Genomic DNA, 25,802 nt, shown 5'->3' with positions numbered 1-25,802 from the left:
CGAGTGGATCACGCAAAAAGGGATTGACTAACCAAGGCCCGTTACAGAAGCCCGGATGGAGCGAAGCGCAATCCGGGGTGCGGTGCCAGCCACGCCCGCCGGCGTCATCCTGAGGTGCAAACCTTGCATCGCAAGGTTTGCCTCGAAGGATGGGCAGCGGACGCTTGCGGCCCATCCTTCGAGGCGCGCGAAGGGCGCGCACCTCAGGATGAGGGTTGTGTGTGCGGATAGAATAATCGTGTAGAGGCCCCCTCATCTCGCCCCCTCCTTCGCACCGTTCACCCGACCGCGCGCGACGTCCAGGAACACTTCCTCCAGCGTGGTGCGGTTGTAGCGGGCCATGATGGCGTCGGGCGTGTCGTCGTCCTCGACGCGGCCGCGCTTCATGATGATGACGCGGTCGCACAGACGCTCGACCTCCAGCATGTTATGCGACGCCAGCAGGATGGTGGCGTTGTTGTCTTTTCGATAGCGCTCCAGATGGCCCCGCACCCAGTCGGCCGTATCAGGGTCGAGCGAGGCAGTCGGCTCGTCCAGCAAGAGCAGCTCGGGCTGGTTGATCAGCGCCTTCGCCAGCGCAACACGAGTCTTCTGCCCGGCCGAGAGCTTGCCGTTGGCGCGGTCGATGAAATCGGTGAGATCGAGGTCGTCGGCCAGCTTTGCGATGCGGTCGGCAAGGTGCCGGACTGCATAGAGCTTGCCGAAAATCGTAAGGTTCTGCCGCACCGTCAGCCGCATCGGCATATCGACATAGGGGCTTTCGAAATTCATCCGCCCCAGCACCTGGGCGCTTTGTTCCGGCATGCGGTGCCCGAGCACGCGGACGCGGCCGGACGTCGGCAGCACCAGGCCCATGATCATCGCGATGGTGGTGGTCTTGCCGGCGCCGTTGCCGCCGAGCAGCCCGGTGATGCTGCCGCGGGGCAGCGAAAAGGAGATGCCATCGACGGCGCAGGTCTGCTTGTACACCTTGACGAGACGATCGACCTCGATCGCCGCGGACGAAATGCCTTCCGCGACAGTCGGCCAGCTTGAAGCCTTGGCGTTCTCAGTCATGCTAGAGGCGTTCTTCCGCCATTGCGCGATGGAGTGCAAGGCTTCTAACTCCAAAGGCTTCTAACTCCAAAGGCTTCTAACTCGTTGGAATCGTGGGCCAGCGTGTTTGTGATCGGACACGCGCACCGCTAGATTGACCTCTCATGACCGAGACCGCCGCTTCCGACTTCCGCCCGTCGCAACGACATATCCGCCTGGACACCATCCTGCGGCTGCGCTGGCTTGCGGTGTTGGGCCAGCTTGCCGCGATCTTCATCGTGGCGCAGGGGCTGGAGTTCGACGTCGAGATCATTCCCTGCGTCAGCATTATCGGCCTGTCGGCCGTGCTCAATCTGGTGCTGCAGACCGCCGTCAATCCGATGCGACGGCTGGAGCCGATCCATGCGGCCGCGCTGCTGGCGCTGAATATCGTGGAACTGGCCGGGCTGTTGTTCTTCACGGGCGGATTGCAGAACCCGTTCTCGTTTCTGTTTCTCGCGCCCGTCCTGATTTCGGCAACCGCCTTGCCCGCCCGGCTGACCTTTGGCCTTGGCATCCTGGCGGTCGCCTGCGCCTCGATCCTGTTCTTTGTTCATTTCCCGCTGCCATGGGACGCAGAAGATCCGGTGGTGCTGCCGCCGATCTACCTTGTCGGCGTCTGGCTCTCGATCGTGCTAGCGATCGGCGTCACCAGCCTCTACTCCTTTCAGGTGACCGAGGAGGCGCGCAAGCTTGCTGACGCGCTCGCCGCGACCGAACTGGTGCTGACGCGCGAGCAGCATCTGACCCAGCTCGACGGCCTGGCTGCCGCCGCCGCGCACGAGCTCGGCACGCCGCTCGCGACCATCTTCCTGATCTCGCGCGAGCTGGAGAAAACGGTGAAGGACCCGGCGTTTGCCGCCGACCTGAAGACCCTGCGCGAACAGACGCAGCGTTGCCGCGACATCCTCGCCAAGATCACCCAGCTCTCGTCCACCGGCGCGCCGTTCGATCGCATGAAACTGTCCGAGCTGATCGAGGAAGTGGTGGCGCCGCATCGCGATTTCGGCATCGACATCAAGGTGCGGATCGCCGTGACCGCAACGGCCGAGCCGGTCGGATCACGCAATCCGGCGGTGCTCTATGGCGTCGGCAACATCGTCGAGAACGCGGTCGATTTCGCCAATTCCGCGGTGGAAGTGAATGCGTGGTGGAACAACGAGACGATCGAGATCGTGATCTCCGACGACGGCCCGGGCATTCCGCCCGATCTCATGAACCGCATCGGCGAGCCCTATCTGTCGCGGCGGCGCGCCCAGGATGCCGGTGGCGGCCTCGGACTTGGCGTGTTCATCGCCCGCACCTTGCTCGAACGCACCGGCGCCAAGGTCTCGTTTACCAACAGGACCTTCCCTGAACACGGCGCGGTGGTCCAGATTGCGTGGCCCCGCGAGCGTTTTGAGGCTATCGAGACCTTAGAGGAAACAATAGGATAGGCCGCGACCTTGCGTCGCACGTAAGGCCCGATCGACCGTTGGCGGCCTTGGCACCGCCTGATTGCGACGCCATATGTAGATGTGCAGGAGAGAGGACAAACCTTTGAACGCCATCGCCGAACTGAACGAACAGACCGACCGCTCGCTTCTCATTGTGGAGGACGACAAGCCGTTCCTGGAGCGCCTGTCGCGCGCCATGGAGACGCGCGGCTTTGCGGTGACGTCATGTGACACGGTCTCGGATGGTCTTGCGCAAATCGGCAAGTCCGCCCCGGCCTTCGCCGTGGTTGATTTGCGTCTCGGCGACGGCAACGGCCTCGACGTCGTCTCCGCGCTGAAGAAGAAGCGCCCCGAAGCCCGCGCCATCGTGCTGACCGGCTATGGCAACATCGCCACCGCCGTCACTGCGGTGAAGATGGGCGCGATCGATTATCTCTCGAAGCCCGCGGATGCCGACGACGTCGTGGCTGCGCTGCTCTCGACCAGCGCCGAAAAATCCGAGCTGCCGGCGAACCCGATGTCGGCCGACCGCGTGCGCTGGGAGCACATCCAGCGCATCTACGAAATGTGCAATCGCAACGTCTCGGAAACCGCGCGCAGGCTCAACATGCACCGCCGTACGCTGCAGCGGATTCTGGCAAAGCGCGCACCGAGGTAACGGTCCCTGCGGTAATCGTCTCGTAGGGTGGGCAAAGGCGCGCAGCGACGTGCCCACGATTTCCATCCGTTGATCATCGATAGGTTAGGTGGGCACCCTTCGCTTTGCCCACCCTACGGCAGTCGTGCTCGCGGCGCCGTCATTCCCAAAAATCGGCGTGGCCTTGCGGATCGACCAGGCGGTTGATGCGCAGTGCTGCTGCCATGCCGAACCGCACCGTCATCTGCTTGCGCGTCGCCGCCGCGATTCTGTGCTCGGGCGCCTCGCAATGCATGTGCCCGCCGTAGGCGTCGGCGATGATGAGGCCGGTGCCTTCGGGGAATATCTCGCAGGGCAGATCCTGCGTGAAGGCGAAGAACAGCCGGTCGCAATGGCTACGGTATTCGTGCCATTTCTGATCGGCGCGCAGATCCTCGACCGACGACTTGATCTCGACGATCCAGATCTCGCCGCGCTCGTTCAGCGCCACGAGATCGGCGCGCCGGCCCGAGGGCAGCGGCAATTCGCTGATGCAGGAGAAGCCGAGCGAGCGTAACAGCCGCGCCGTGCCGCGCGCGATCGCGAGCGCCGTCTCGGATTGACGACGGTCAGGCGGAGGCACGAGGGCGATGTTGCGGGCGGGGTTGTCCATGGAGGCGAGGATAGCCGATTCCAACTCCGCTGTCGTCCTGGCGAAAGCCAGAACCCATCACCCCAAGAGCTTGTTGGCACGCGGAACAGCCGACCACGACCCGTCGCCAAACTCCTTCCTGGGGTCATCGCGACGGGCGCGAGCGCTCGCGCGGGGGTCCTGGATCTGCGCTTCGCTTGTCCAGGACGACGGCGGGAATTGCGGAACCAGGTCTGCGCAAATCACTTATCACGCAGCCGCCGCACCCCTCGGCGGAACACCGAGGCTTGCGCGCATGATCGACGATCTCTGGTACAAGAACGCCATCATCTATTGCCTGTCCGTCGGCACCTATATGGATGCGAATGGCGATGGCATTGGCGACTTCAAGGGGCTGCTCCGCCGGCTCGATTATCTGCACGGGCTCGGCATCACCACGATCTGGCTGATGCCGTTCCAGACCTCGCCGGGCCGCGACGACGGCTACGACGTCGCCGATTATTACAGCGTCGATTCCCGCTACGGCACCCTCGGCGATTTCGTCGAATTCACCCATGGCTGCAAGCAGCGCGGCATCCGCGTCATCATCGACCTCGTCGTCAACCACACCTCCGACCAGCATCACTGGTTCAAGGAGGCACGGCGCGACAAGAACTCACCCTATCGCGACTGGTACGTCTGGTCGGACAAGAAGCCAGCGGGCGCCAACAAGGGCATGGTATTTCCCGGCGTGCAGAAATCGACCTGGACGCGCGACAAGGAAGCCGGTGCGTATTACTTCCATCGCTTCTACGATTTCCAGCCCGACCTCAACACGTCGAACCCGCACGTGCAGGCGGAGATCCTGAAGATCATGGGCTTCTGGATCCAGCTCGGGGTGTCAGGCTTTCGCATGGACGCCGTGCCCTTCGTGATCTCCACCAAGGGCGCCAAGGTGAAGAAGCCGATCGAGCAATACGACATGCTGCGCACCTTCCGCGAATTCCTGCAATGGCGCGAGGGCGACGCCATCATCCTCGCCGAAGCCAATGTGCTGCCCGATACCGACATGGAGTATTTCGGCCGGGATGCCGACCGCATGCACATGATGTTCAATTTCCAGGTCAACCAGCATCTGTTCTATGCGCTGGCGTCGAGCGACTCGCGCCCGCTGGCGAAGGCACTCAAGGCGACCAAGCCGCGGCCGGCCTCGGCGCAATGGGGCCTGTTCCTGCGCAATCATGACGAGCTGGACCTCGGGCGGCTGACCAAGGCGCAGCGCGACACGGTTTTCAACGCGTTCGGGCCCGACAAGGACATGCAGCTCTACGACCGCGGAATCAGGCGCCGGCTTGCGCCGATGCTGGGCGGCGACCGGAGACGGATCGAGCTCGCCTACAGCCTGATGTGCACGCTGCCGGGAACGCCGGTGATCCGTTACGGCGACGAGATCGCGATGGGCGACGATCTCTCGCTGCCCGAACGCAATTGTGCGCGCACGCCGATGCAATGGTCGACCGAGCCGCATGGCGGCTTCACCAAGAACGACAGGCCGGCGAACCCCGTGATCGACGAGGGCCCTTACGGCTATCCCCACGTCAACGTCGCCAAGCAGCGGCGCGATCCGAATTCGATGTTGAACTGGACCGAACGCATCGTCCGCATGCGCAAGGAAGTACCCGAGATCGGCTGGGGCAACTTTGCTGTGATCCCGACCCGCGATCCCGCCGTGTTCATCATCCGCTACGACTGGCGCAACAATTCCGTGCTGTTCGTGCATAATCTCGACGAGAAGCCGCGCGAGATCGCATTCTCCGCGGGACTTCCCGGCGATGCCGGCAAGCATCTGATCAACCTGCTGGCGGAGGACCACAGCCACGCCGACAAGCGCGGCCAGCACCGCGTCGTGCTGGAGCCCTATGGCTATCGCTGGTACCGCGTCGGTGGGCTGGATTATCTGTTGAAGCGGAGTGATGTGGATGGGACGGTGGTGAAGAAGAGGCGCGGAGGGTAGCCCCATCGTCGTCCTGGCGAAAGCCAGGACCCATTGCCCCAAGAGCTCGTGATCGCACGCCGATGGCAACCACGACTCCTCGCCAAACTTCTCCTGGGGTAATGGGTCCTGGATCTGCGCTTCGCTTGTCCAGGACGACGGCGGAATTTGGCGCTAGCGCTAACCCTTCCATTCAGCCCGGCGGCACCACCACCACGCCCTCGTTCCCGCGCAGATCCAGCACACCCTCCAGCTGCTCGCCCTCGCGATCGAGGAACGTCGAGATCAAGATCTCGCTGCCAAAGCGGATCGCGCTCGTCGTCACTGCAATCGGCTCGGGGCCGAGATTGAGCACGACGATGAGCGCCTTGCCCTCGGCCTCGCGGCGATAGATCAGGAGATCGCCCTGCGCTGCGATCGGATGATAGTCGCCGGCGACCAGCGCAGGCGAGCTTTTGCGCAACGCAATCAGGCGCTTGTAGAGGCTGAGGATCGAGCGCGAATCCGCATCGAGATTGACGACGTTCTCATGAATATGATCCTCCGGCAGCGGCAGCCAAGGCCTCACCTCCGAGAAGCCGGAGAACTCGGAGGAATCCCACTGCATCGGCGTGCGGCAGCCGTCGCGGCCGACCCCGATGCCGGGCACGTTCTTCTCGAAGGGATCGCACACGTCCTCCGGCGCGATCGCGAGCTGATGCATGCCGATCTCGTCGCCGTAATAGAGCGTCGGCGTGCCGCGCAGGGTCAGCAGCAGCATGGCGGCGATGCGGGCCTGCTCGGGCCCGACTCGGCTCGCCACGCGCGGACGATCGTGATTGCCGAGCACCCAGTTCGGCCAGGCGCCACGCGGCAGCGCCTTCTCGTAATCCTCGATGATCTTCTCGATCGAGCGCGCGCTCCAGAAGGTCGAGAGCAGCGCGAAATTGAACGGCATCTGCGCGCCGGCGAGATCGTTGCCGTAATAGGCCATCAGGCGGTGTAGCGGCAGATAGACCTCGCCGATCAGGACGCGCGCGGAATAAGCATCCGTGACGCGCCGCATCTGCGCAATTACGTCGAAGACCTCAGGCTGGTCGGTGGAATATTGCGTGAGGATCTTTTCGTTCGGCGGCCGGCCCTCGACATAGCGCGGGTTCGGCGGGTTGTCGCGGAATTCAGAATCCTTGATCAAGTGCCAGATCACGTCGACGCGAAAGCCGTCGACGCCCTTCTCCAGCCAGAACCGCATCACGTCGTAGATCGCGGCGCGCACTTCTGGATTGCGCCAGTTGAGGTCCGGCTGCTGGGCGAGAAAGGCGTGGTAGTAGTACTGGCCCGTGGTCTCGTCGAAGGCCCACGCGCTGCCGCCAAATTCGGACAGCCAGTTGTTCGGGACACCACCGTCGGGCGCCGGGTCGCGCCAGATGTACCAGTCGCGCCTGGGATTGTCGCGCGAAGCGCGGCTCTCGATGAACCAGGGATGCTGGTCGGAGGTGTGGTTCGGGACGAGGTCGAGGATCAGCTTCAATCCGTTGTCATGTGCGGCGGCGAGCAGCGCATCGAAATCCGCCATGGTGCCGAACAGGGGATCGATGCCGGTATAGTCGGAGATGTCGTAGCCGAAATCGGCCATCGGCGAGGGGAAGATCGGCGACAGCCAGATCGCGTCGACGCCGAGCGATTTCACATAAGGCAGGCGCCGCACGATGCCGGCGAGATCGCCGACGCCGTCACCGTCAGAGTCCTGAAAGGAGCGCGGATAGATCTGATAGAAGATGCCATCGCGCCACCAGTTCTCGCTGCCCTGAGCCATCGGAAATCCCACCCAAATCTGTGTCTCGCGCGAGAGAACGCGGAAGCAACGCCCCGGTTCAAACAGCAGCGCGAATTGGGACGGCCGTATGACGGCGGGCGCGCCTGTTCCGCAGGTCCACCACGACTATTTTGCTTGGCGGCGCAGTAAAAATCGGCATTGTGGCGCCATGACCGAGCAAACCGACACCCAACAAGCCAAACCTGAAGCGCCGAAGGCTGGCGCGATCATCGTCCCCGTGACGCTGTTCGAGCAGAACTGCACCATCATCTGGGACGAGCCATCCAAGAAAGCGGTGGTGATCGATCCCGGTGGGGACGTGCCGAAAATCCTCGACGCGATCAAGCAAACTGGCGTCACCGTGGAGAAGATCTGGCTGACCCACGGCCATATCGACCATGTCGGTGGCGCGGCGGATCTGCGCGATGCGCTGAAAGTGCCGATCGAGGGCCCGCATGTCGCGGACAAGTTTCTGCTCGACAACGTGGTCGAGAGCGGCGCGCGCTTCGGCATGACTGATGTGCGCAATTTCGCGCCGGACCGCTGGCTCGACGAAGGCGACACCGTGTCGATCGGGGGCTTGAGCTTCGACATCCTGCACTGCCCCGGCCATTCGCCCGGCAGCGTGGTGTTCTTCAACAACGATCTGCGCTTTGCCCATGTCGGCGACGTCTTGTTCGCAGGCTCGGTCGGACGCACCGACCTTCCCGGCGGCAGTCACGCCACGCTGATCAACTCGATCATGACAAAGCTGCTGCCGCTCGGCGACGACGTCGGCTTCATCTGCGGCCACGGCGCCGGCTCGAGCATCGGCCAAGAGCGGATGACCAATCCGTTCATCACCGGCGAGATGTGAGCGCGCCGCGCTACTTCATCAAGCCTGCGGCGGTCAGCGCCCGTGTGATGATCTGACCGAGATCGAAGCCGCGGCCCTGCTCGCGCTTCGGCGCGGCCTTCTCCTCGGCGACCTTCACCCGAATCGTGCGGGCAAGATGCGGCGCCGGCGAGCGCACGGGGGCGGCCTTTGCCGGAGCGGCGGGCTTTGCTTCGGCCTTCTTCGCCTCCTGAATCCAGCCGGTGAGGCCGAAGAATTTTGCGATGTGATAGGACGAGGAGATGCCGGCCTCGATCAGGAACGCGCCTTCGGTGCCGTAGCGCTGATCGTTGTCGGCGAGCCCGAGCGGCGTGCCGTGCGCCATGCCCGTGATGGCGTAGGATTCGACCAGCGTCTCGCCGTCGCTGTTCCACCAGGCCTGCCGCGGATAACCGTCGATGACGGTCTCGGCCATCGGCGTCACCGGCAAATCGTGCAGATCGAGCCACTGCTTGACAATCTCGTTGGCATTGCCGGGATTGACGGTGCGGTCGGCGCTGCCGTGCCACACCGACACTTTCGGCCAGGGCCCGCGATGGTTGGTCGCCCGTCGCACGAAATCGCCGAGCTCGCGCTCGGGTCGTTCGGGCGAATGGAACATGCCGTCGAGCGCTTCGCGCAGGTTCGACGCGATCCCGTAAGGCAGTCCTGCGATGATCGCGCCGGCCGCGAACACTTCAGGGTAGGTCGCGAGCATCACCGAGGTCATGCCGCCGCCGGCGGAAAGGCCCGTGATGAAGATGCGCGCGGGATCGATGCGATGCGTCTGCGCCATATGCGCGATCATCTCGCGGATCGAACGCGCCTCGCCGCTGTCGCGCGCGGTGTCATCAGGATTGAACCAGTTGAAGCAGGTGTTGCCGTTGTTGATGCGCTGCTGCTCGGGCATGACGAGCGCAAAGCCGTAGTGTCGCGCGAGCGTCGACCAGCCGGCGCCGAGATCGTAAGCAGCTGCCGTCTGGCCGCAGCCATGCAGCACAACGACGAGCGCGCGAGGCTTCTGCAATTGCGCCGGCACGAATGCGAACATGCGCAAGGCGCCGGGATTGTCGCCGAAGCCGGTGATCTCCTGCAGCGGGCTGGACGCGTCAGCGCTTGCGCCGAAGTCGGGCAGACGCAGACCGTCCATCCTTGGAAGACGTCTCAACAGATCGACATTTCTGGCTAGCGACACGGCAAGTTCCTGGTGGGGCGGCTTTCAACGTTTACCCGACCAGATAGTTGCTGCAGTGCAAAATGAAAAGGCCGTGGGCTGCCGATCCCGCGGAATCCCGCAAAATCCCGCGGAAATCCGCAAATATTAACCGCAATGCCTCAACTTCGTGCAGACGCGCGGCGCATCCACGTCAGGAATGCGGCTGACATCATGATTAATGTCACAAACAGCGCGAGCGAGACGAGAAATCCTGCGCGCACTGATTGCAACGATTCGATTGCGAAGAACACCGCGCCGATCGCGGCCACTCCGGCCGCATTTCCGATCTGCGCAATGGTGCCGTACATGCCGGACGCCGAGCCTGCGGCGACGGGCTTGACGGTCGAGAGCACGGCACCCGACAGCGGCGCCATCACCATGCCCTGGCCGTAGCCGAAGATCAGCATGACGAGGGCGAGTTCCATCGGCGTTGGCGCATCGATGAAGCTTGCGACAAGCGCGAGCGCGGCGAGGCCCGCGACCTGCAACGCGCAGCCTTCGAGCAGCACCTTGGTGCCGCGATGTTTCGCCCGCGCGGCGCTGTGGCGCGAGGCCACGACGAAGGCGAGCGCCAGCGGAATGAAGGCAAGGCCGGCCGCGAGCGGCGGGATTTTCAGGCCGCGCTGCATGAACAACGTCATCATCAGATAGAACGAGAGATTGGCGGCGAAGAAAAACAAGGCGGCGCCGAGCCCGCGCAGGAACGCCGTATCCGCCAGCAGCGTCAGATCGATCAGCGGCATGCCCGCACGCGCGACGGCGTGCTCGAGCTTCACGAATGCGAACAGGATCACGCCGCCGCCTGCCATCACCGCCCAGAGCCATGGCGCCCAGGCGACATCGTGACCGAACAGCAGCGGGCCGATCAGGCACAGCAGGCCTGCGAACAGCACCACGCTGCCGGCGATGTCGAGCCTTGTGCCCGGCCGGCGCGGCACGCTCGGCATGATTTGCCACGCCGCAACCGCGATCACGAGACCACAGGGCACGTTGACGAAGAACACCGAACGCCAGCCGGTGTGGGCAAGGTCGATCGTGACCAGTAGTCCGCCGAGCAGGAAGCCGGCAGCGCCCGCGAGCCCGAGCACGATGCCATAGATGCCGAAGGCGCGGCTGCGCTGGCCATCGGTGAAGAGCAGATGCAGCGTCGCCAGCACCTGCGGCACCATCATCGCCGCGGTGGCGCCCTGCGCCAGCCGGGCGATAATCAGCTCCACGCCTGAATGAGCAAGGCCGCACCACAGCGACGTCACGGTGAAGCCGACCACGCCGGCGAGAAACACGTTTTTGGTGCCGTAGATATCGCCGAGCCGTCCGCCGGTGACGACCAGCGTCGCGTAGGCGATCAGATAGATCGCGATGACGGATTCGATCTGTGCCGGCGTCGCGTGCAGGTCGACCGCGATGGTGGGAATGGCGACGTTCACGATGAAGGCATCGACGCCGAACATGAACTGCGCGGCGACGACGATCGCCAGCACCCACCAGCGGCGGGTCGAATCGACGGGCTTTGTGACGATTTGATGCATCGGTCGGCATTCCGGGATTTCGGACCTCCGATGATTTCAGACCACGCAGGTCGTCGCGATTACCTCGTAGGTAAGTTTCGCGGGCTTCACCTCGCCTCATGGGGGAGAGCGGTCGGAATTCAAACGCGGTTTGAATTCCGGGGGAGAGGGAGAAGAGGCAGCGGCCGCGCATGCCTGCATTCCGTCGCGCGGGACATCGCGCGATTGCGTTCGTGGCATTGGGCACGTAGCCTTGCGCCTACCCAACAAGCAAAAAATCAACTGGAGAGAACGCCATGGCGCGCCTGAAGTTTGGGGCCTTTCTTGCCCCGCATCACCCGATCGGGGAGCACCCGATGCTCCAGTTCCGGCGCGATCTCGATCTGGTCGAGCAACTGGATGCGCTCGGTTATGACGAGTTCTGGTGCGGCGAGCACCATTCCTCCGGCTGGGAGATGATCGCTTCGCCCGAGATGTTCCTGGCTGCCGCCGGCGAGCGCACCAAGCGGATCAAGCTCGGGACCGGCGTGATCTCGCTGCCCTATCACCACCCCTTCAACGTCGCCCAGCGCATGGTGCAGCTCGACCACATGACCGGCGGCCGCGCCATCTTCGGCTCCGGTCCCGGCGCGCTGGCGTCCGACGCACATACGCTCGGCATCGACCCGATGACGCAGCGCGATCGCCAGGACGAGGCGATCGAGGTGATCCGCCGTCTCTTCAACGGCGAGCGTGTCACGGCCAAGAGCGACTGGTTCACCATGAACGATGCCGCGCTCCAGCTCCTGCCGTTGCAGGAGGAGATGCCGTTCGTCGTGGCTTCGCAAATCTCGCCGTCGGGCATGACGCTGGCCGGCAAATACGGCATCGGCATCATCTCGCTCGGCTCGATGACGACGCAGGGACTGATGTCGTTGCAACAGCAATGGCAGTTCGCCGAGGATGCCGCCAAGAAGCACGGCACCACGGTCAATCGCGCCGACTGGCGCGTACTGTTGACCTTCCACATCGCCGAGAGCCGCGAGCAGGCACGGAAAGAAGCCGGCGCCGGGCTGATGCGCTGGCACAACGAGTATAATGTCGGCACGCTGCAACGGCCGGGCCTCACCGCGTTCTCATCGCCCGACGAGGCCGTGGACAAGACTGCTTTCGTCGAGGGCGCTGCCTCCACCATCGGCACGCCCGACGATCTCGTCAAAACCATCAAGAACGTGATGGAAGTCTCAGGCGGCGTCGGCGCCATCATCGGATTCGTGCACGACTGGGCCAATCCGGAAGCCACGCGCCGAAGCTGGGATATGGTGGCGCGCTACGTGGTCCCTGAGATCAACGGCTACATCGACGGACTTCGCAAGTCGCAAAAATTCGTGATCGAGAACCGCGCGATCTTCGAGCGGGCCGGCCAGGCCGTGATGGCCAAGATCATGCAGAACGAGAAGGCCGCCGAGGCGCTGAAGGTGACCGGCCCCGGCCGCGTCGCCATTCCCGCCGTCAACGCGCCGGATCTGCAGAAGGAAGCGGCGAAGCGGTAGGCCGGGACGACGATGGCATGTGTGGCGACACCGCCGCACCATCGTTATCAGGATTGTGCTATATCGTCGGGGTCAGCCATCCGGAGCAATCGTCATGTCGATGCAGAATGTGGCCTCGTCAGCGCTTCAGTACACTGCGCCCAAACGCAACGAGCTGACGCATATCCCCGGCGACGAAGGCTGGCCGATCATCGGCAAGACGTTTCAGGTGCTCGCCGATCCCAAGGGGCATATCGAGCGAAACGGCGCCAAATATGGTCCGGTCTACCGCACCCATATTTTCGGCGAGACCAACATCGTGCTGCTCGGCCCGGAGGCCAACGAGCTCGTCCTGTTCGACCAGCAAAAGCTGTTCTCGTCGACCCATGGCTGGAACAACGTGCTCGGGCTGTTGTTTCCGCGCGGCCTGATGCTGCTCGACTTCGACGAGCACAGGCTGCATCGCAAGGCGCTGTCGGTCGCGTTCAAGTCCGGGCCGATGAAGTCCTATCTCAGCGACCTCGATCGCGGAATCTCCGCGCGCGTCGCACAATGGAAGGCCAAGCCCGGAGAGATGCAGCTTTATCCGGCGATGAAGCAGCTCACGCTGGATCTCGCCGCGACGTCCTTTCTCGGTGCCGACATCGGGCCCGAGGTCGACGAGATCAACCGCGCCTTCGTCGACATGGTGGCGGCTGCGGTCGCCCCGATCCGCCGCCCCCTGCCCGGCACGCAGATGGCGGCAGGCGTGAGGGGACGCAAACGCATCATCGCCTATTTCCGCGAGCAGATTCCACTGCGCCGCGGCAATCACGGCGGCGATGATCTGTTCTCGCATCTCTGCCGCGCCACCCATGAGGATGGTGCGCTCTTGTCCGACCAGGACATCATCGACCATATGAGCTTCCTGATGATGGCCGCGCACGACACGCTGACCTCGTCGCTGACGTCCTTCATCGGCGAGCTCGCCGCCAATCCCGACTGGCAGAGCCGGCTGCGCGCCGAGGTTCTCGCGCTCGGCCTCGCGCCGGACGCGCCCAGCAGCTTCGACGATCTCGAAAAGATGCCGCTGACGGAAATGGCCTTCAAGGAAGCACTGCGGATCAAGCCGCCGGTGCCCTCGATGCCGCGGCGTGCGATGCGCGATTTCAGCTTCAAGGGCTATGCGATTCCCGCCGGCACCGCGGTCGGCGTCAATCCGCTCTACACGCATCACATGAAGGATATCTGGCCGGAGCCAGATCGCTTCGATCCCTTGCGCTTTACCGAGGACGCCCAGCGCAATCGCCATCGCTTCGCCTGGATTCCGTTCGGCGGCGGCGCGCATATGTGCCTCGGCCTGCACTTCGCCTACATGCAGGCGAAGTGCTTTGCGCGTCACTTCCTGCAGAACATCGAGGTGTCGCTGGAGCCCGGCTACAAGCCGCAATGGCAGATGTGGCCGATCCCCAAGCCGCGGGATGGGTTGAACGTGCGGCTGAAGGCGTTGTGATTTCTCGTGTCCCGGACGCGCGAAGCGCGAGCCGGGATCAGAAACTGCGGCACTTTCAGCTTCGTAGGGTGGGCAAAGGCGCGCAGCGCCGTGCCCACGTTCTTCACATGGAGACGGCTGGTGGGCACGGCGCGAAGAGCGCGCCTTTGCCCACCCTACGGCACCTCTTCCGGAGCCGCCTCGCCTTCCGGTAGTCGCCGGCCTGAGATCACAATTTTGGCACCTTCGGCAACGAAGACTTCCGCAGTCCGATAATCCAATCCCGCTGAATGATTTGACGCCAAATGGCAGACACCGGTCGATGACGTTTCCGCGACAATCGTCGCCGCCACGTCCAATCGTCTCGCCTGATCGCGACGAGGCTTTGCTTGCGCATGCGGGATGCGTAACATCATGACCCGTCTGTCGTTTTCCGGACGTCACTCGCAACCGGGCTGCGCATGGGGAAGTTGATCGACGAGCTCCGCAAGGGCTGGCAGGGCGTGGCGACGCCATCGCTCGGCCTGAGCCTTGCGTTCGCGCTGGTCTGCCTGCTGCTGTCGACCCTGGCGCGCTGGGGGCTCGCGCAGGTGCGCCCCGACGTCTACTTCACGCCGTACTTCCCCGCCGTGTTCTTTGCAGCCGCCTTCGGAGGATTTCGCGTCGGCATCGTGACCGCGCTGGTCGGCGGCGTGCTCGGCGTCGTCCTGAATTTCGGCGATGCGTTTGCCGATCGTTCGCGCTTCGTGCTGCTCACGCTCTATTGGGGCGTCTGCGCGCTGACCATTTGGGGCGTCGAGCATTATCGGACGATGCTGGCGGAGCAGCGCCGAATCTCCAGACGGCTGATCGAAGAGGAGAAGTATCGCAAGCTGCTGGTCGATGAACTGCAGCACCGGCTGAAGAACAAGCTGTCGACGGTGCACGCCGTGCTGCATCAGGTGCTGCACGACCAGCCGGAGGTGTGGGCCCGGATCGACCCGCGGCTGCGCTCGCTGGCCGCAACCGACGATCTGATCTCGCGGATCGACAAGGGCGGGTGCGACATCCGGGATCTGCTGATCTCCGAGCTCGGCCCATACGGCCATGTCCGCTTCAGCCTCAACGGCGACCGGCTGTTCCTGCCGCCCAAGCTCGCGGTGACACTGTCATTGATGTTCCACGAGCTCGCCACCAATGCCGGCAAATACGGCGCGTTCTCCTCGCCGCGCGGATTGTTGCAGGTGTCATGGACGATCACCGACGATCGCCTGAACATCACCTGGGACGAGACCGAGGGGCCGACTATTGGCGAAATCTCCTCGCCCGGCTTCGGGACCAAGCTCTTGAAGTCGGCGCTATCAGCCTTCGACGGCAAGACCGAGATCTCGTATCTGAAGACCGGGCTGCATTGCACCATGCAGTGCCGCATTCCCAAGAGCGAGTAGCCGACTGTGAAAGCAACACGTTTGGTGGGAATCTTGAACGACCTGCGTGCACGCCTCATCCTTCGAGACGATCGCTTCGCGGTCTCCTCAGGATGAGGCTAAACGGGCATCCGTACGCGCTAAAGCTGCCACACACTCAGCCCTCATCCTGAGGGCCCGCCGGAGGCGGGCGTCTCGAAGGATGTGCCGCGGGGAACACGCCCTCAAATGCGTGGCCTCACCTCGAGGAGAACGGCGTGGCGCGCGATTTCCATCGTTGCAAACGAAAGCGAACCGCGCGCTTCGCTTGCGCTTTCGCAAGCGGCGTTGACCTTCTGTTAATGACGATCGACGGCGCGCCTCGCAATGCCACAGGTTTCTCCCAGAACACCCCCGTATTTCTGCGGACCCCTTAACCAAACCTAAGAGGGAACCGCGCATGATCGCGCCCATTGCGAAGGCGCGCTGAACAAGAAGATTCATGATTTCTATGAACGACAACGCATATAACGGCGCGAGTGAAGCCGAACTCGGATTTCTCAAGGAAATCGTTAGAATGCTGCCTGCCGGTCTCACCGTGCAGGACGCGCAAGGCAAGCTTCTGCTGGTTAACGATGTCGCCGCCTCCCAGCTCGGCATGGACGGCAGCCGTCCGTCGCCGGATCTGGCGCAGCGCCGCGAGGCCTGCGAGCGTGCGCTCAGGGCCGGACAGGCTGTCGTCTCGGAAGAAGCGCATCACGACGGTCCCGCACGCCAGGTGTTGCTGACGACCCATCGACCGGTGCAGCTCGCCGGCCGCGAGCTCCTGATCTCGGCGTCCGCCGACATCACCGAGCAGAAGAATTTCGAGGACCAGCTGTTTCGCTCGGCCTATTTCGACGAGCTGACCGGCCTGCCCTCGCGGCGCGTGATCGAGCATCGCGCCAACAGCCTGCTCGCCCGCGATCGCAGCGGCGAGCGCTTCGCATTGGCTTTTCTCGACGTCGACAATTTCAAGCACATCAACGACTATTATGGCCACGCCGTCGGTGATGCACTGCTGGTCGAGCTTTCGAAACGGCTCGGACGAGACCTGCGCGAGTCCGACATGCTGTCGCGCATCTCCGGCGACGAATTCCTGCTGCTGCTCTCTCCGATCCAGAGCCAGGAGGAAGTCGCCGAATTCATGACAGCGACATTGGAGCGGCTGACGGCGCCCTTCTTCATCGACAATTCGGAAGTGTTCGCCTCAACGTCGGTCGGCATCAGCCTGTATCCCGACCACGGAAGCAGCTTCGAGACGTTGCGCCAGAATGCCGACATCGCGATGTACCGCATCAAGAACAACGGCAAGGGATCCTGCGCCTTCTTCGATACCGGCATGGAGCGCGAGGCGCTGGCGCGGATGAAGATCGAGCAGTCGCTGCGGCTTGCGATCCTCGAGAAGCGCTTCTGCTGCGCCTTCCAGTCCAAGGTCGACATCCGCACGCAAGAGGTGAAGGGCATCGAAGCCCTGGTGCGCCTGCGCGACGACGAGGGTGTCATCCAGGCGCCGGGCTCGTTCATCAATCTGGCGGGCGAGCTCGGTCTGATCGACGAGCTCACCCATCTCGTGCTCGCCGAGATCGTCAAGTCGATCGACCTGATCAACGAGACCTTCGGCGGGGATGCGACCATCAGCATCAATGTGGCCGCCAAGCAGGCCGGCAACCCCGAATTCATGCGCAATTTCGCCCAGGCCCTCGATGACACCGGCTTTCCCCGGCGCTTCATGATCGAGGTGACGGAAGACGCCTTCGTCGCCAAGAACCACTTCCAGGCCGAGATCCTGCCGATGTTCCGCAAGCTCGGCGTCGGCATCTCCATCGACGATTTCGGCACCGGCTATTCGTCGCTGTCGGCGCTGGCCGACATCACCGCCGACGAGATCAAGATCGACCGCTCCTTCATCAGCGACATCCATAAGCGGCCGCGCAACCAGGGCATTTTGCGGGCGATCGAATCCTTGAGCGAAGCGCTCGGCATGACGGTGATCGCCGAAGGCATCGAATCCTATGAGGAGCTGGCCTATCTCCAGGCCGCGACCAAGATCCGCTACGCTCAGGGCTATTATTTCGCGCGACCCATCTTCCTGGAGGAGCTGAAGCTCGCCAGCCCCGCCTCCAGCGAATCCCGCGCCAGCGTGTCCGCCCGCCCGACGCAGCAAAACCGCCAGGGCTATTCGCGGGCGAGCGCGTATCGGCGGTAGGGAGCGACGGCGTAAATCATCGCCATCGTCCCGGCGAAAGCCAGGACCCATCACCCCAGGGAGCAGATTGGCGAAGGCTGAAGGCTTGTGCCTATGCCGGCCCGGACACCTCGCTCAGTTTCTCCATCATGGTTGACATTCTCCTGATGGTGGTGATCGGCGGCATGGGCACGATCTACGGCGCGATCATCGGCGCCACGATCTTCATCCTCGCCCAGAACTATCTGCAATCCCTCATGGGCGTCGCCTCCAAGGCCGCGAGCGAAGCGGCCTGCCGTTGCTGCCGGGGCTGCTTCATCCCGACCGCTGGCTGCTCTGGCTCGGGCTACTCTTCATTGCCAGCGTGTATTCTTCCCGACCGGCGTGGCCGGACGGCTGCGTCACGGCGGTGGCGACAAGAGTGCGGGCGCCTCGCATTAGGCTTCTGGTAACGATGCGGCGCAGCGTGCCTCGCGGGCGCTGCGCAACCGCGACGCAACGCCGGTTCCTGCTTTGCTGGATATCAGTAGAAGTCCGCAAACGGTTTAAGCCATGGGTAACCGGCTTTCCTAAGCATTGCGCCATCTGTCGGTAGTATTTCTCATCCTCCAGGGGAGTGGGATGCGCCAGTTTTTTACAGGGATGGCAGCTGCAACGTTCCGGGCCGCGAATGGCGGCTGGGACGCCGCCATGCGGCGCGGCCCCGTCCTGTGGCTGACCCTGTCGGGCATGTTGCTGGTCGCCGGCATCTTCGGCGTGACCGCGATGGCCGTCGGCGAGTTTCGCGAGCGCACGCTGGCCAACCGCGCGCGCGAGCTGGAAAACACGGTGCAGCTGATCGCGCGGCACTTCGATCAGCAGTTTGAAGATTCCGACGTCGTCGCGGCCGATTTGATCGGCCAGATGCATCTGCCCGAAATCACTTCGCCGCAGATGTTCCGCGAGCGTATGTCGGGGCCCGAAGCCAACCGGATGCTGCGGAGCAGGATCGGTGCCGTCTCCTATCTCGGCGACATCGCGATCTACGACGCCGACGGCGAGATCATCTCCTGGTCACGCGCCCAGCCGCTGCCCAAGATCAACATTTCCTCGCGGGCCTATTTCCAGACCTTCAAGACCAATCCGATGTCGGAGCCGGTGCTGCTGGAATCCGTGCGCAGCTTCCTGATCGGCAAATGGACCACGGTCGTGGCGCGCCGGCTGAGCCTGCCGGACGGCACCTTCGTCGGCGCGATGGTCCGGCGAATCGATCCTGACAGCTATCAACGCTACTTCGCCTCCGTCGCGCTGGCAGAGGGGGCCGCCATCTCGTTGTTCGACCGCGAAGGCGTGATGCTGGCGCGTTACCCGAACGTCGAATCGATGATCGGCAGAAATTACAGGAACGCACCGCTGATGCAGAAGGTCTTGACCTTCGGCGGTCAGCACACGCTTCGCGTCAAGAGCCCGGTTGATGGCGAGGAGAAACTCGGCTCTGCCGTATCGCTGAATCATTTTCCGCTGGTGATCGTCGCCACCAACACCACGTCGGCCGCGCTGGCCGATTGGCGGCAGCAGACCGGCTTCATGGTCATCACCGCGACGCTGTCGGCGGCGGTGATCGCGCTGATCCTTTTCATGATCATCCGCCAGATCATCAGGCAGAACCGCGAAGCCCAGCAGCGGCTGGAGGCGGAACGGCTTCGGCTCGACACCGCCCTCAACAACATGTCGCAAGGGCTGATCCTGTACGATGCCGACGGATTCATCGTCACCTGCAATCGCCGCTATGCCGACATGTTCGGCCTCTCTCACGACGTCATCAAGCCCGGCTGCCATATCCGCGAGGCGATGTACCATCGCAAGGAACGCAACGCGTTCAGCGGCAATGTCGAGGAGTTTTGCGCTGAAGTCATGCGGGGCGTCGCCAAGGGCAACGTCGCGACAATGACGCATCAGCTGCCCAATGGGCGCGCCTTCCAGGTCATCAACACCCCGCTCGCACAGGGCGGATGGGTCGCCACGATCGAGGAGATCACCGAGCGCCGCAGTCTGGAACAGGAGCGCGACCGCAACTACACGTTCCTCCGCGAGATCATCGACCACATCCCCTCGCAGATCACGGTGAAGGACGTCCACACGCGGCGCTATTTGCTGGTCAACCGCATTGCCGAAGAGCTCTTCGGGGATGGCGGCAAGACGATCGTCGGCAAGACGGCGGCCGATATCCTGCCCGAAGCGGACGCCGACGTCGTCACGCGCGACGACGACAGCGTGCTGCAATCGCCGGAACGGCTGCTGCAGAAAGAGCAGAGCTGGAAGACCCCGACTGACGACCAGCGCCACACCATCTCGAAGCGGATCGGCATCTGCGACAAGGCCGGTGATCCCCGCTACATCATCAACGTCATCGAGGACGTCACCGAGCAGCGCAAGACCGCCGAAAAGATCGCGCATATGGCGCATTACGACACGCTGACCGACCTGCCCAACCGCGCCCTGTTCCGCGAGCAGATCGAGCGCGAGCTGGAGAAGGTCGCCGGCGGCGCCCAGTTCGCGCTGCTCTATATCGACGTCGACGAATTCAAGGGCATCAACGACTCGCTCGGCCACCATGTCGGCGACGAGCTGCTGAAGGCGATCGCAGGCCGCATTCGCGCCTGCCTCAAGCCGGGCGACCTGATCGCGCGGCTTGGCGGCGACGAGTTTGCCGTGATCCAGACCGGAATCGAATCGTCCACCGACGTGCTCGCCTTCGTGACGCAGATCCACGAAGCGATCCGCCGCCCCTATCACTGCCTCGGCCACCAGCTGTCCACCGACGCCAGCATCGGCATCGCGATGGCGCCACAGGACGGCGCCGATCTCGACCAGCTCATCAAGAATGCCGACCTTGCAATGTACGGCGCAAAGGCGGAAGGGCGGCGCACCTACCGCTTCTTCGTGCCGGAAATGGATGCGAGCGCCAAGGCCCGCCTCTCGCTGGAGCAGGATCTGCGCCAGGCGCTGGTCAATGGCGGCTTCGAGATCCACTACCAGCCGCTGGTCAATTTGCACTCGGGCGTGGTCTCCGGCTGCGAGGCGCTGCTGCGCTGGCGCCATCCCGAACGCGGCATGGTATCGCCGGCCGAGTTCATTCCAATCGCCGAGGATACCGGCCTGATCAACGAGCTCGGCGACTGGGTGCTGCGCACGGCCTGCAACGAGGCCGCGACCTGGCCGGCCCATGTCCGTCTCGCCGTCAACGTCTCGCCGGTGCAGCTCAAATGCGACACGCTGGCGCTGCGGATTGCCGGCGCGCTTGCCGCCTCCGGGTTGGAGCCGCGGCGGCTCGAGCTCGAGATCACCGAAGCCGTGCTGATCCGCGACGACGAGGCGGCGCTCTCCATCCTGCACCAGCTCCGCTCGATCGGCGTGCGCATCGCGCTCGACGATTTCGGCACCGGCTATTCCTCGCTGAGCTATCTGAAGCGCTTCCCGTTCGACAAGATCAAGATCGACCGCTGCTTCGTCGCCGACATCGCCGATTCCGACGGCGCGCCCGTGATCGTGCAGGCGGTGGTGAACATCGCTTCCGCCAGCAACATGACCACGGTTGCCGAAGGCGTCGAGACCGAAGCGCAGCGCGAGATGCTGCGCACGCTCGGCTGCACGGAAATGCAGGGCTATCTGTTCAGCAGGCCGAAGCCGGCCGCCGAGGTCCGCGAGCTGTTCGGCCCTGGCGATGCCATGCCTGTGGCGGCGGTGGCCTGAGATGACAAAGCTCGTCAAGACGCCCGCCAAGACGCCAGCCAAGACCGTCGACGTCGCCGATTCCTATGCGGTGCGGCTGATGCAGCATCTGGTGGTGCCGACCTTCGTGATCGATCCGAAGCGCCGCGTCGTGATCTGGAACAAGGCCTGCGAACGGCTGACCGGCGTTGCCGCCGCCGAGGTGATCGGCACTACCAAGCATTGGCAGGCCTTCTACGAGACCAAGCGCCCTTGCCTCGCGGACCTGGTCGCGCTCGACCAGCCCGAACAGCTGCCGGAATTCTATCCGGAATATGCCGCGCGTGGCCATAACGGGCTCGGCTTTTCCGCGGAAAACTGGTGCGTGATGCCGAAGCTCGGCAGCCAGCTCTATCTCGCGATCGACGCCGGCCCCATCCATGACGAGGCCGGCAATCTGATCGCCGTGGTGGAGACGCTGCGCGACCTCACCGACCAGAAGCGGGCGGAGATGGCGCTGAAGGAGCTCGCCACCAAGGATGGCCTGACTGGCCTCTCGAACCGCCGTTCGTTCGACCAGATGCTGATGAGCGAATGGGCCCGCGCGCAGCGGACTCAGAAGCCCTTGGCGCTGCTGTTCGTCGACGTCGATCATTTCAAGCTGTTCAATGACAAGCACGGCCACCAGAGCGGCGACGAGTGCCTGCGCGCGATCGCGCGCGTCGTCAGCCGCCATGCTATGCGTCCGCTCGACCTTGCCAGCCGCTATGGCGGCGAGGAATTTGCGCTGATCCTGCCGGAGATGCGTAGCGACGATGCCTGCGCCATCGCCGAGGAGATCCGCCACGCCGTCATGGCCTTGCGGATCACCCATGGCGCCGACGGCGCCGGCGACCACGTGACCCTCAGTGTCGGCGTCGCCAGTCACGTTCCCGGCGAGGCCGACGGCACCCCCAACGGCCTGCTGGGCGCGGCCGACCAGGCGCTCTATGCCGCCAAGCGGTTGGGCCGCAACCGCGTGATCTGCTCGGAACGGATGTTGGCCGAATTTGCAGGCCTCGGGCTGGACATGGCGTCAGTTCCTGGCCTCGCCCCGCGCAAATCGGCCTGAGGGCGACCGGATCACGTTGTTTCGAGGCGATCTTTTGCGGATCGGGCACGATTGCCGCGGCCAGACCGGTTGCCCGTCCCCCGCCGTTAGGCTAAATGAGGCCTCGTTGGCGCCCGTAGCTCAGCTGGATAGAGCGTTGCCCTCCGAAGGCAAAGGTCACACGTTCGAATCGTGTCGGGCGCGCCATTTTCTCTCACGAAGCATTTTGGCTCTCGCCTGAGCTTCCGGTAACGGACGCCGCGCGCTGGCTGCTGCGTGCGCTCAATCGGACATCCTCCTTCATCTGTTCAATTATCAGACCTACCATCGCGGCCACATCCATGCATGCTTCTCGATCTTGACGAAGCATGAGCCGCCCTCTCTCGATCTGCTCTTATTGCAGCAAGGGCTTCCACCGCCCGACCTCGCAGTGCGATTGGGCTTGCCCACGCCGGTGTGATCCCGTCGGCCATTGGCGCATCCAACGTAAATCCGCGGGCTCGGGCGCGCGATACCGCCGTTTTATCGTGACGTCTTTACGGCCGGTTAATTGCGTCGCTTCAATCCGACATTGGCGGCTTTCGGGACTCCGGATTCACGCAGTGCAAGTAAGTATTACTTAAACGCCAGCCTTCAAAGTTCCCCTGCCCTGGGACAGGCGGAGTCTGCTCGATCCGCCCTCTTCCGGCACACGACACCTGAATTGACGGGGAATTGCCTGTGCCGGGGTTAACGGCGATTAGGATGAAGATCATGCTGCGCGCCTCGCTTTGTCGTTTTGCCAGAGATCGCAAGGCCAACGTTGCCGTCATATTCGCGATCCTGCTGTTCCCGACCGTCTACCTGTTGGGCATGACGCTCGACTACACGCAGGCGCAGCGCCGGCAATCGCAGCTGGACGCCGCCGCCGATGCCGCCGCGATCGCGGCCGTGACCCCGACGATGATGGCCCAGAGCACGACCGTCGCCCAGACGACCGCCACGAATATCTTCAACGCGACGGCAAACGCCATTGCTAGTGGCCTGACAGGGAGCCCCGCGGTGACGATCACCGTCGGCAATATCGGGCTAGTGCGTACCGCGACCGTCACCTACACGGCCAACTCCACCAACGCCTTCCCGAGCTTGCTCGGCAAACCCGCGTGGCCGATCAAGGGCTCATCGACGGCCAGCGCGTCGGGCGCGCCGAACATCAACTTCTTTCTGCTGCTGGACGACTCGCCGTCGATGGCTATCGCAGCGACGTCGAACGACATCACCAAGATGACGACCGCGACCGCGAGCCAGCCCTCCGGCTCGAGGAACTGCGCGTTCGCCTGCCACGAGTCGCATCCCGAGAAGGACTCCGGCGCAAACTCCTCGACCAAGGACAATCTCAGCATTGCACGCACCAACAACGTCACATTGCGTATCGACCTCGTGGCCCAGGCGACCGCGAGCTTGATGAGCACGGCCCAACAGACCGAGGCGACGCAGAACAACACCTACAAGGCCGCGATCTACACGTTCGACTACGGCTTCAACACAGTCTATGCGCCATCGGGGCTGCCGTCCGCCGACCTGTCGAGTGCGGCAACCCAGGCCGCCAACAACATCTCGCTTCTCCAGGTCGACCATCAGAACTGCGTGCTCTCGGGCTGCAGCATCAGCACCGACTACGGCACCGACATCGTGAATGGCCTTTCGAGCGTGAATGCGCTCATGCCACTTCCCGGCGGGGGATCCAACCAGACCGGCGATACGCCCCAGGAAGTCATATTCCTCGTCACTGACGGCGTTGAAGACAAGATGGTGACCCTGAGCTCGTCCTGCAGCGGAACGCCGCTTGCCAACGGCTCCAAATACCGCTGCCAGCAGCCCCTCAACACGGCGATCTGCACGACGATCAAGAACCGGGGAATTCGCATCGCGGTTCTCTATACCGAATACCTGCCGATCACAGGCACCAGCGCCGGCTGGTACAATTCCTATATCGCGCCATTCAACAGTCCTGATTCCAAGACCGGACAGATCGCACAGAACCTGCAATCCTGCGCATCGCCCGGCCTGTTCTATGACGTGCAGTCGGGCGGCGACATTACCGACGCGCTCAAGCAGTTGTTCCTGAAGGTCGTGGAAACGGCCCCTCACCTGACCAATTGAGTTGACGTCATGTCTCAGCTGCGAGCAGCATCCGGAAAGCGACGCCTTCACGAGACGTGCGCAGCGTTCCGCAACGACGAGAATGGCGCGAACGCGGTCGAATTCGCCCTGGTCGCGCCGATCTTCATCGCGCTGCTGGTCGGAATCATCCAGATCTTCATGGTCTTCTTCGTTCAGCAGCTGCTGCAGCAGGTCGTGCAGCAATCCGCCCGGCAGGTCATGACCGGCCAGGTGCAGGCGGCCGGGATGACGCAGACCCAGTTTAAGACCCTGGTCTGCTCGCAGGTCCGCATCATCTTCAACTGCAATAATCTGCTGATCAGCGTCCAGTCCGGTAGCAGCTGGTCGGCGATGAGCGCGGCTGCACCGACATTGACCTTCAATGCCGACGGTACCGTCTCCAACAATTGGCCCTACAGTCCGGGTGGCCCGACCGACAAGGTTGTCCTGGAAGTCATCTACCAATGGCCTGTTTTCATGGGACCGCTCGGCTTTACCCTGGCGAACCTGCCGAACGGCAACCGCCAGATCACGGCGACCGCCGCATTCCAGAATGAGCCCTATCAATGACCCGCTCGTCCCTGCGCCTGAGGCAATTCCGAGCCAATGAAGATGCGGTGGCGGCGATCGAGTTTGCCATCGTGCTGCCGTTCATGCTGCTGCTCTGCATGGGTGGCGTCGAGCTCGGCAACGCACTCTCGATCAACGTCAAGGTCACGGCGACGGTGCATACCATCGCCGACATCCTGTCACAGAATAAGTGCGTGACCACGAGCGACGTCACCGGCATTCTCGGCGCCTCGTCGAAAATCCTCTCGCCCTATGACATCTCCAAGGCCGTCGTCACCGTCTCGGAGGTGCAGCCGACCGGCGACAATATTACGGCCAAGGTGGTCTGGAGCCAGTCGCTCAACGGCACCGCAAGGACCGCCGGAACTACGGTCACCTTGCCGACATCCCTGTCGGGGGTGCCGACCACGAGCGGACTCATCCTCGGCGAGACGACGTATGCCTATACGCCCAATCTGGGCTACACGATCAGCGGCACGGTCGTGCTCCGCGACAGCTACTACCTGTACCCGCGCCAGACGAACTTTGTCCCGACCATCACGAGCGGGTCGACGCCGCCCGTCCCGACGACGTCCTGTCCGACGTCGTGACGAC

At 63.5% G+C, this 25,802-nt stretch carries 19 protein-coding genes, 1 tRNA gene and 1 pseudogene; 15 read left to right on the top strand and 6 right to left on the bottom strand.

Going from position 1 to position 25,802, the window contains the following annotated elements; translation table 11 throughout:
• Positions 1-252: 252 nt before the first annotated feature.
• Positions 253-1,056, bottom strand: coding sequence for an ABC transporter ATP-binding protein (locus Q0687_RS17445; protein WP_298878944.1), 804 nt, complete (start codon positions 1,054-1,056; stop codon positions 253-255).
• A 143-nt stretch (positions 1,057-1,199) separates the two neighbouring features.
• On the opposite strand from Q0687_RS17445, the gene Q0687_RS17440 reads away from it, so the two are divergent.
• Both Q0687_RS17440 and Q0687_RS17435 read left to right on the top strand, forming a co-directional pair.
• Positions 1,200-2,510, top strand: coding sequence for an ActS/PrrB/RegB family redox-sensitive histidine kinase (locus Q0687_RS17440; RefSeq protein ID WP_298878942.1), 1,311 nt, complete (start codon positions 1,200-1,202; stop codon positions 2,508-2,510).
• A 103-nt stretch (positions 2,511-2,613) separates the two neighbouring features.
• Positions 2,614-3,168 carry an ActR/PrrA/RegA family redox response regulator transcription factor gene (locus Q0687_RS17435; protein ID WP_271607750.1) on the top strand — a complete coding sequence of 185 codons (555 nt, stop codon included), beginning with the start codon at positions 2,614-2,616 and terminating at the stop codon, positions 3,166-3,168.
• 139 nt (positions 3,169-3,307) lie between these two features.
• Here the strand turns inward: Q0687_RS17435 and Q0687_RS17430 are convergent, their stop codons facing one another.
• Complete coding sequence (locus tag Q0687_RS17430) at positions 3,308-3,799, bottom strand: MmcB family DNA repair protein (RefSeq protein WP_298878957.1); 492 nt, start codon at positions 3,797-3,799, stop codon at positions 3,308-3,310.
• Positions 3,800-4,073: 274 nt separating this feature from the next.
• On the opposite strand from Q0687_RS17430, the gene Q0687_RS17425 reads away from it, so the two are divergent.
• The gene (locus Q0687_RS17425) at positions 4,074-5,771 is read left to right on the top strand and encodes an alpha-amylase family protein (protein ID WP_298878940.1); all 1,698 of its coding nucleotides are present in this window, start codon (positions 4,074-4,076) and stop codon (positions 5,769-5,771) included.
• A 172-nt stretch (positions 5,772-5,943) separates the two neighbouring features.
• Here the strand turns inward: Q0687_RS17425 and Q0687_RS17420 are convergent, their stop codons facing one another.
• Entirely contained in the window at positions 5,944-7,545 is a 1,602-nt protein-coding gene (locus tag Q0687_RS17420) for an alpha-amylase family glycosyl hydrolase (protein WP_298878938.1), read from the bottom strand.
• A 169-nt stretch (positions 7,546-7,714) separates the two neighbouring features.
• Here Q0687_RS17420 and Q0687_RS17415 point away from each other — a divergent pair, with 169 nt between their 5' ends.
• The gene (locus tag Q0687_RS17415) at positions 7,715-8,401 is read left to right on the top strand and encodes an MBL fold metallo-hydrolase (RefSeq protein WP_298878936.1); all 687 of its coding nucleotides are present in this window, start codon (positions 7,715-7,717) and stop codon (positions 8,399-8,401) included.
• A gap of 10 nt (positions 8,402-8,411) precedes the next feature.
• Here the strand turns inward: Q0687_RS17415 and Q0687_RS17410 are convergent, their stop codons facing one another.
• The gene (locus Q0687_RS17410; RefSeq protein WP_298878934.1) at positions 8,412-9,593 is read right to left on the bottom strand and encodes a PHB depolymerase family esterase; all 1,182 of its coding nucleotides are present in this window, start codon (positions 9,591-9,593) and stop codon (positions 8,412-8,414) included.
• A gap of 140 nt (positions 9,594-9,733) precedes the next feature.
• The gene (locus tag Q0687_RS17405) at positions 9,734-11,143 is read right to left on the bottom strand and encodes an MFS transporter (protein WP_298878933.1); all 1,410 of its coding nucleotides are present in this window, start codon (positions 11,141-11,143) and stop codon (positions 9,734-9,736) included.
• Between the two features lie 275 nt (positions 11,144-11,418).
• Here Q0687_RS17405 and Q0687_RS17400 point away from each other — a divergent pair, with 275 nt between their 5' ends.
• Both Q0687_RS17400 and Q0687_RS17395 read left to right on the top strand, forming a co-directional pair.
• Positions 11,419-12,654, top strand: a complete 1,236-nt coding sequence (locus tag Q0687_RS17400) for an LLM class flavin-dependent oxidoreductase (RefSeq protein ID WP_298878931.1) — start codon at positions 11,419-11,421, stop codon at positions 12,652-12,654.
• Between the two features lie 94 nt (positions 12,655-12,748).
• A complete protein-coding gene (locus Q0687_RS17395) occupies positions 12,749-14,125 on the top strand; it encodes a cytochrome P450 (protein ID WP_298878929.1) in 1,377 nt (458 codons plus the stop codon).
• A 155-nt stretch (positions 14,126-14,280) separates the two neighbouring features.
• On the opposite strand, the gene Q0687_RS17390 is transcribed toward Q0687_RS17395, so the two are convergent.
• Positions 14,281-14,520 carry a hypothetical protein gene (locus Q0687_RS17390; RefSeq protein ID WP_298878959.1) on the bottom strand — a complete coding sequence of 80 codons (240 nt, stop codon included), beginning with the start codon at positions 14,518-14,520 and terminating at the stop codon, positions 14,281-14,283.
• Positions 14,521-14,565: 45 nt separating this feature from the next.
• Between Q0687_RS17390 and Q0687_RS17385 the strand changes: the two genes are divergently transcribed.
• From Q0687_RS17385 to Q0687_RS17345, 9 genes and pseudogenes are all read left to right on the top strand, one after another.
• A complete protein-coding gene (locus Q0687_RS17385) occupies positions 14,566-15,531 on the top strand; it encodes a sensor histidine kinase (protein WP_298878927.1) in 966 nt (321 codons plus the stop codon).
• Positions 15,532-16,000: 469 nt separating this feature from the next.
• Positions 16,001-17,737: an EAL domain-containing protein gene (locus tag Q0687_RS17380; protein WP_298878925.1), complete on the top strand. Its 1,737-nt coding sequence runs from the start codon at positions 16,001-16,003 to the stop codon at positions 17,735-17,737.
• Between the two features lie 92 nt (positions 17,738-17,829).
• Positions 17,830-18,157: pseudogene (locus Q0687_RS17375) on the top strand (branched-chain amino acid ABC transporter permease); the annotation flags it as partial.
• A gap of 201 nt (positions 18,158-18,358) precedes the next feature.
• Positions 18,359-21,448, top strand: a complete 3,090-nt coding sequence (locus Q0687_RS17370) for an EAL domain-containing protein (RefSeq protein ID WP_298878955.1) — start codon at positions 18,359-18,361, stop codon at positions 21,446-21,448.
• 1 nt (position 21,449) lies between these two features.
• The gene (locus Q0687_RS17365; protein ID WP_298878924.1) at positions 21,450-22,517 is read left to right on the top strand and encodes a diguanylate cyclase; all 1,068 of its coding nucleotides are present in this window, start codon (positions 21,450-21,452) and stop codon (positions 22,515-22,517) included.
• 109 nt (positions 22,518-22,626) lie between these two features.
• Positions 22,627-22,703 (top strand) — tRNA-Arg (locus tag Q0687_RS17360).
• Between the two features lie 546 nt (positions 22,704-23,249).
• The gene (locus Q0687_RS17355) at positions 23,250-24,638 is read left to right on the top strand and encodes a TadE/TadG family type IV pilus assembly protein (protein ID WP_298878953.1); all 1,389 of its coding nucleotides are present in this window, start codon (positions 23,250-23,252) and stop codon (positions 24,636-24,638) included.
• A 9-nt stretch (positions 24,639-24,647) separates the two neighbouring features.
• The gene (locus Q0687_RS17350; RefSeq protein WP_298878922.1) at positions 24,648-25,208 is read left to right on the top strand and encodes a TadE/TadG family type IV pilus assembly protein; all 561 of its coding nucleotides are present in this window, start codon (positions 24,648-24,650) and stop codon (positions 25,206-25,208) included.
• Positions 25,205-25,798: a TadE/TadG family type IV pilus assembly protein gene (locus Q0687_RS17345; RefSeq protein WP_298878920.1), complete on the top strand. Its 594-nt coding sequence runs from the start codon at positions 25,205-25,207 to the stop codon at positions 25,796-25,798. The genes Q0687_RS17350 and Q0687_RS17345 overlap by 4 nt, the downstream gene beginning before the upstream one ends.
• Positions 25,799-25,802 lie beyond the last annotated feature (4 nt).

Source organism: uncultured Bradyrhizobium sp., assembly GCF_936928535.1.
In the GTDB taxonomy this organism is placed as follows: domain Bacteria; phylum Pseudomonadota; class Alphaproteobacteria; order Rhizobiales; family Xanthobacteraceae; genus Bradyrhizobium.
This window is presented reverse-complemented; position numbering and strand designations above follow the sequence as displayed.

Coding starts and splice junctions, on each gene's coding strand:
- Q0687_RS17405 (WP_298878933.1), bottom strand. CDS start 11,143: ATGCATCAAATCGTCACAAAGCCCGTCGATTCGACCCGCCGCTGGTGG.
- Q0687_RS17440 (WP_298878942.1), top strand. CDS start 1,200: ATGACCGAGACCGCCGCTTCCGACTTCCGCCCGTCGCAACGACATATC.
- Q0687_RS17420 (WP_298878938.1), bottom strand. CDS start 7,545: ATGGCTCAGGGCAGCGAGAACTGGTGGCGCGATGGCATCTTCTATCAG.
- Q0687_RS17395 (WP_298878929.1), top strand. CDS start 12,749: ATGTCGATGCAGAATGTGGCCTCGTCAGCGCTTCAGTACACTGCGCCC.
- Q0687_RS17425 (WP_298878940.1), top strand. CDS start 4,074: ATGATCGACGATCTCTGGTACAAGAACGCCATCATCTATTGCCTGTCC.
- Q0687_RS17385 (WP_298878927.1), top strand. CDS start 14,566: ATGGGGAAGTTGATCGACGAGCTCCGCAAGGGCTGGCAGGGCGTGGCG.
- Q0687_RS17370 (WP_298878955.1), top strand. CDS start 18,359: ATGGCAGCTGCAACGTTCCGGGCCGCGAATGGCGGCTGGGACGCCGCC.
- Q0687_RS17380 (WP_298878925.1), top strand. CDS start 16,001: ATGAACGACAACGCATATAACGGCGCGAGTGAAGCCGAACTCGGATTT.
- Q0687_RS17365 (WP_298878924.1), top strand. CDS start 21,450: ATGACAAAGCTCGTCAAGACGCCCGCCAAGACGCCAGCCAAGACCGTC.
- Q0687_RS17415 (WP_298878936.1), top strand. CDS start 7,715: ATGACCGAGCAAACCGACACCCAACAAGCCAAACCTGAAGCGCCGAAG.
- Q0687_RS17355 (WP_298878953.1), top strand. CDS start 23,250: ATGCTGCGCGCCTCGCTTTGTCGTTTTGCCAGAGATCGCAAGGCCAAC.
- Q0687_RS17350 (WP_298878922.1), top strand. CDS start 24,648: ATGTCTCAGCTGCGAGCAGCATCCGGAAAGCGACGCCTTCACGAGACG.
- Q0687_RS17345 (WP_298878920.1), top strand. CDS start 25,205: ATGACCCGCTCGTCCCTGCGCCTGAGGCAATTCCGAGCCAATGAAGAT.
- Q0687_RS17390 (WP_298878959.1), bottom strand. CDS start 14,520: ATGATGTTACGCATCCCGCATGCGCAAGCAAAGCCTCGTCGCGATCAG.
- Q0687_RS17400 (WP_298878931.1), top strand. CDS start 11,419: ATGGCGCGCCTGAAGTTTGGGGCCTTTCTTGCCCCGCATCACCCGATC.
- Q0687_RS17430 (WP_298878957.1), bottom strand. CDS start 3,799: ATGGACAACCCCGCCCGCAACATCGCCCTCGTGCCTCCGCCTGACCGT.
- Q0687_RS17445 (WP_298878944.1), bottom strand. CDS start 1,056: ATGACTGAGAACGCCAAGGCTTCAAGCTGGCCGACTGTCGCGGAAGGC.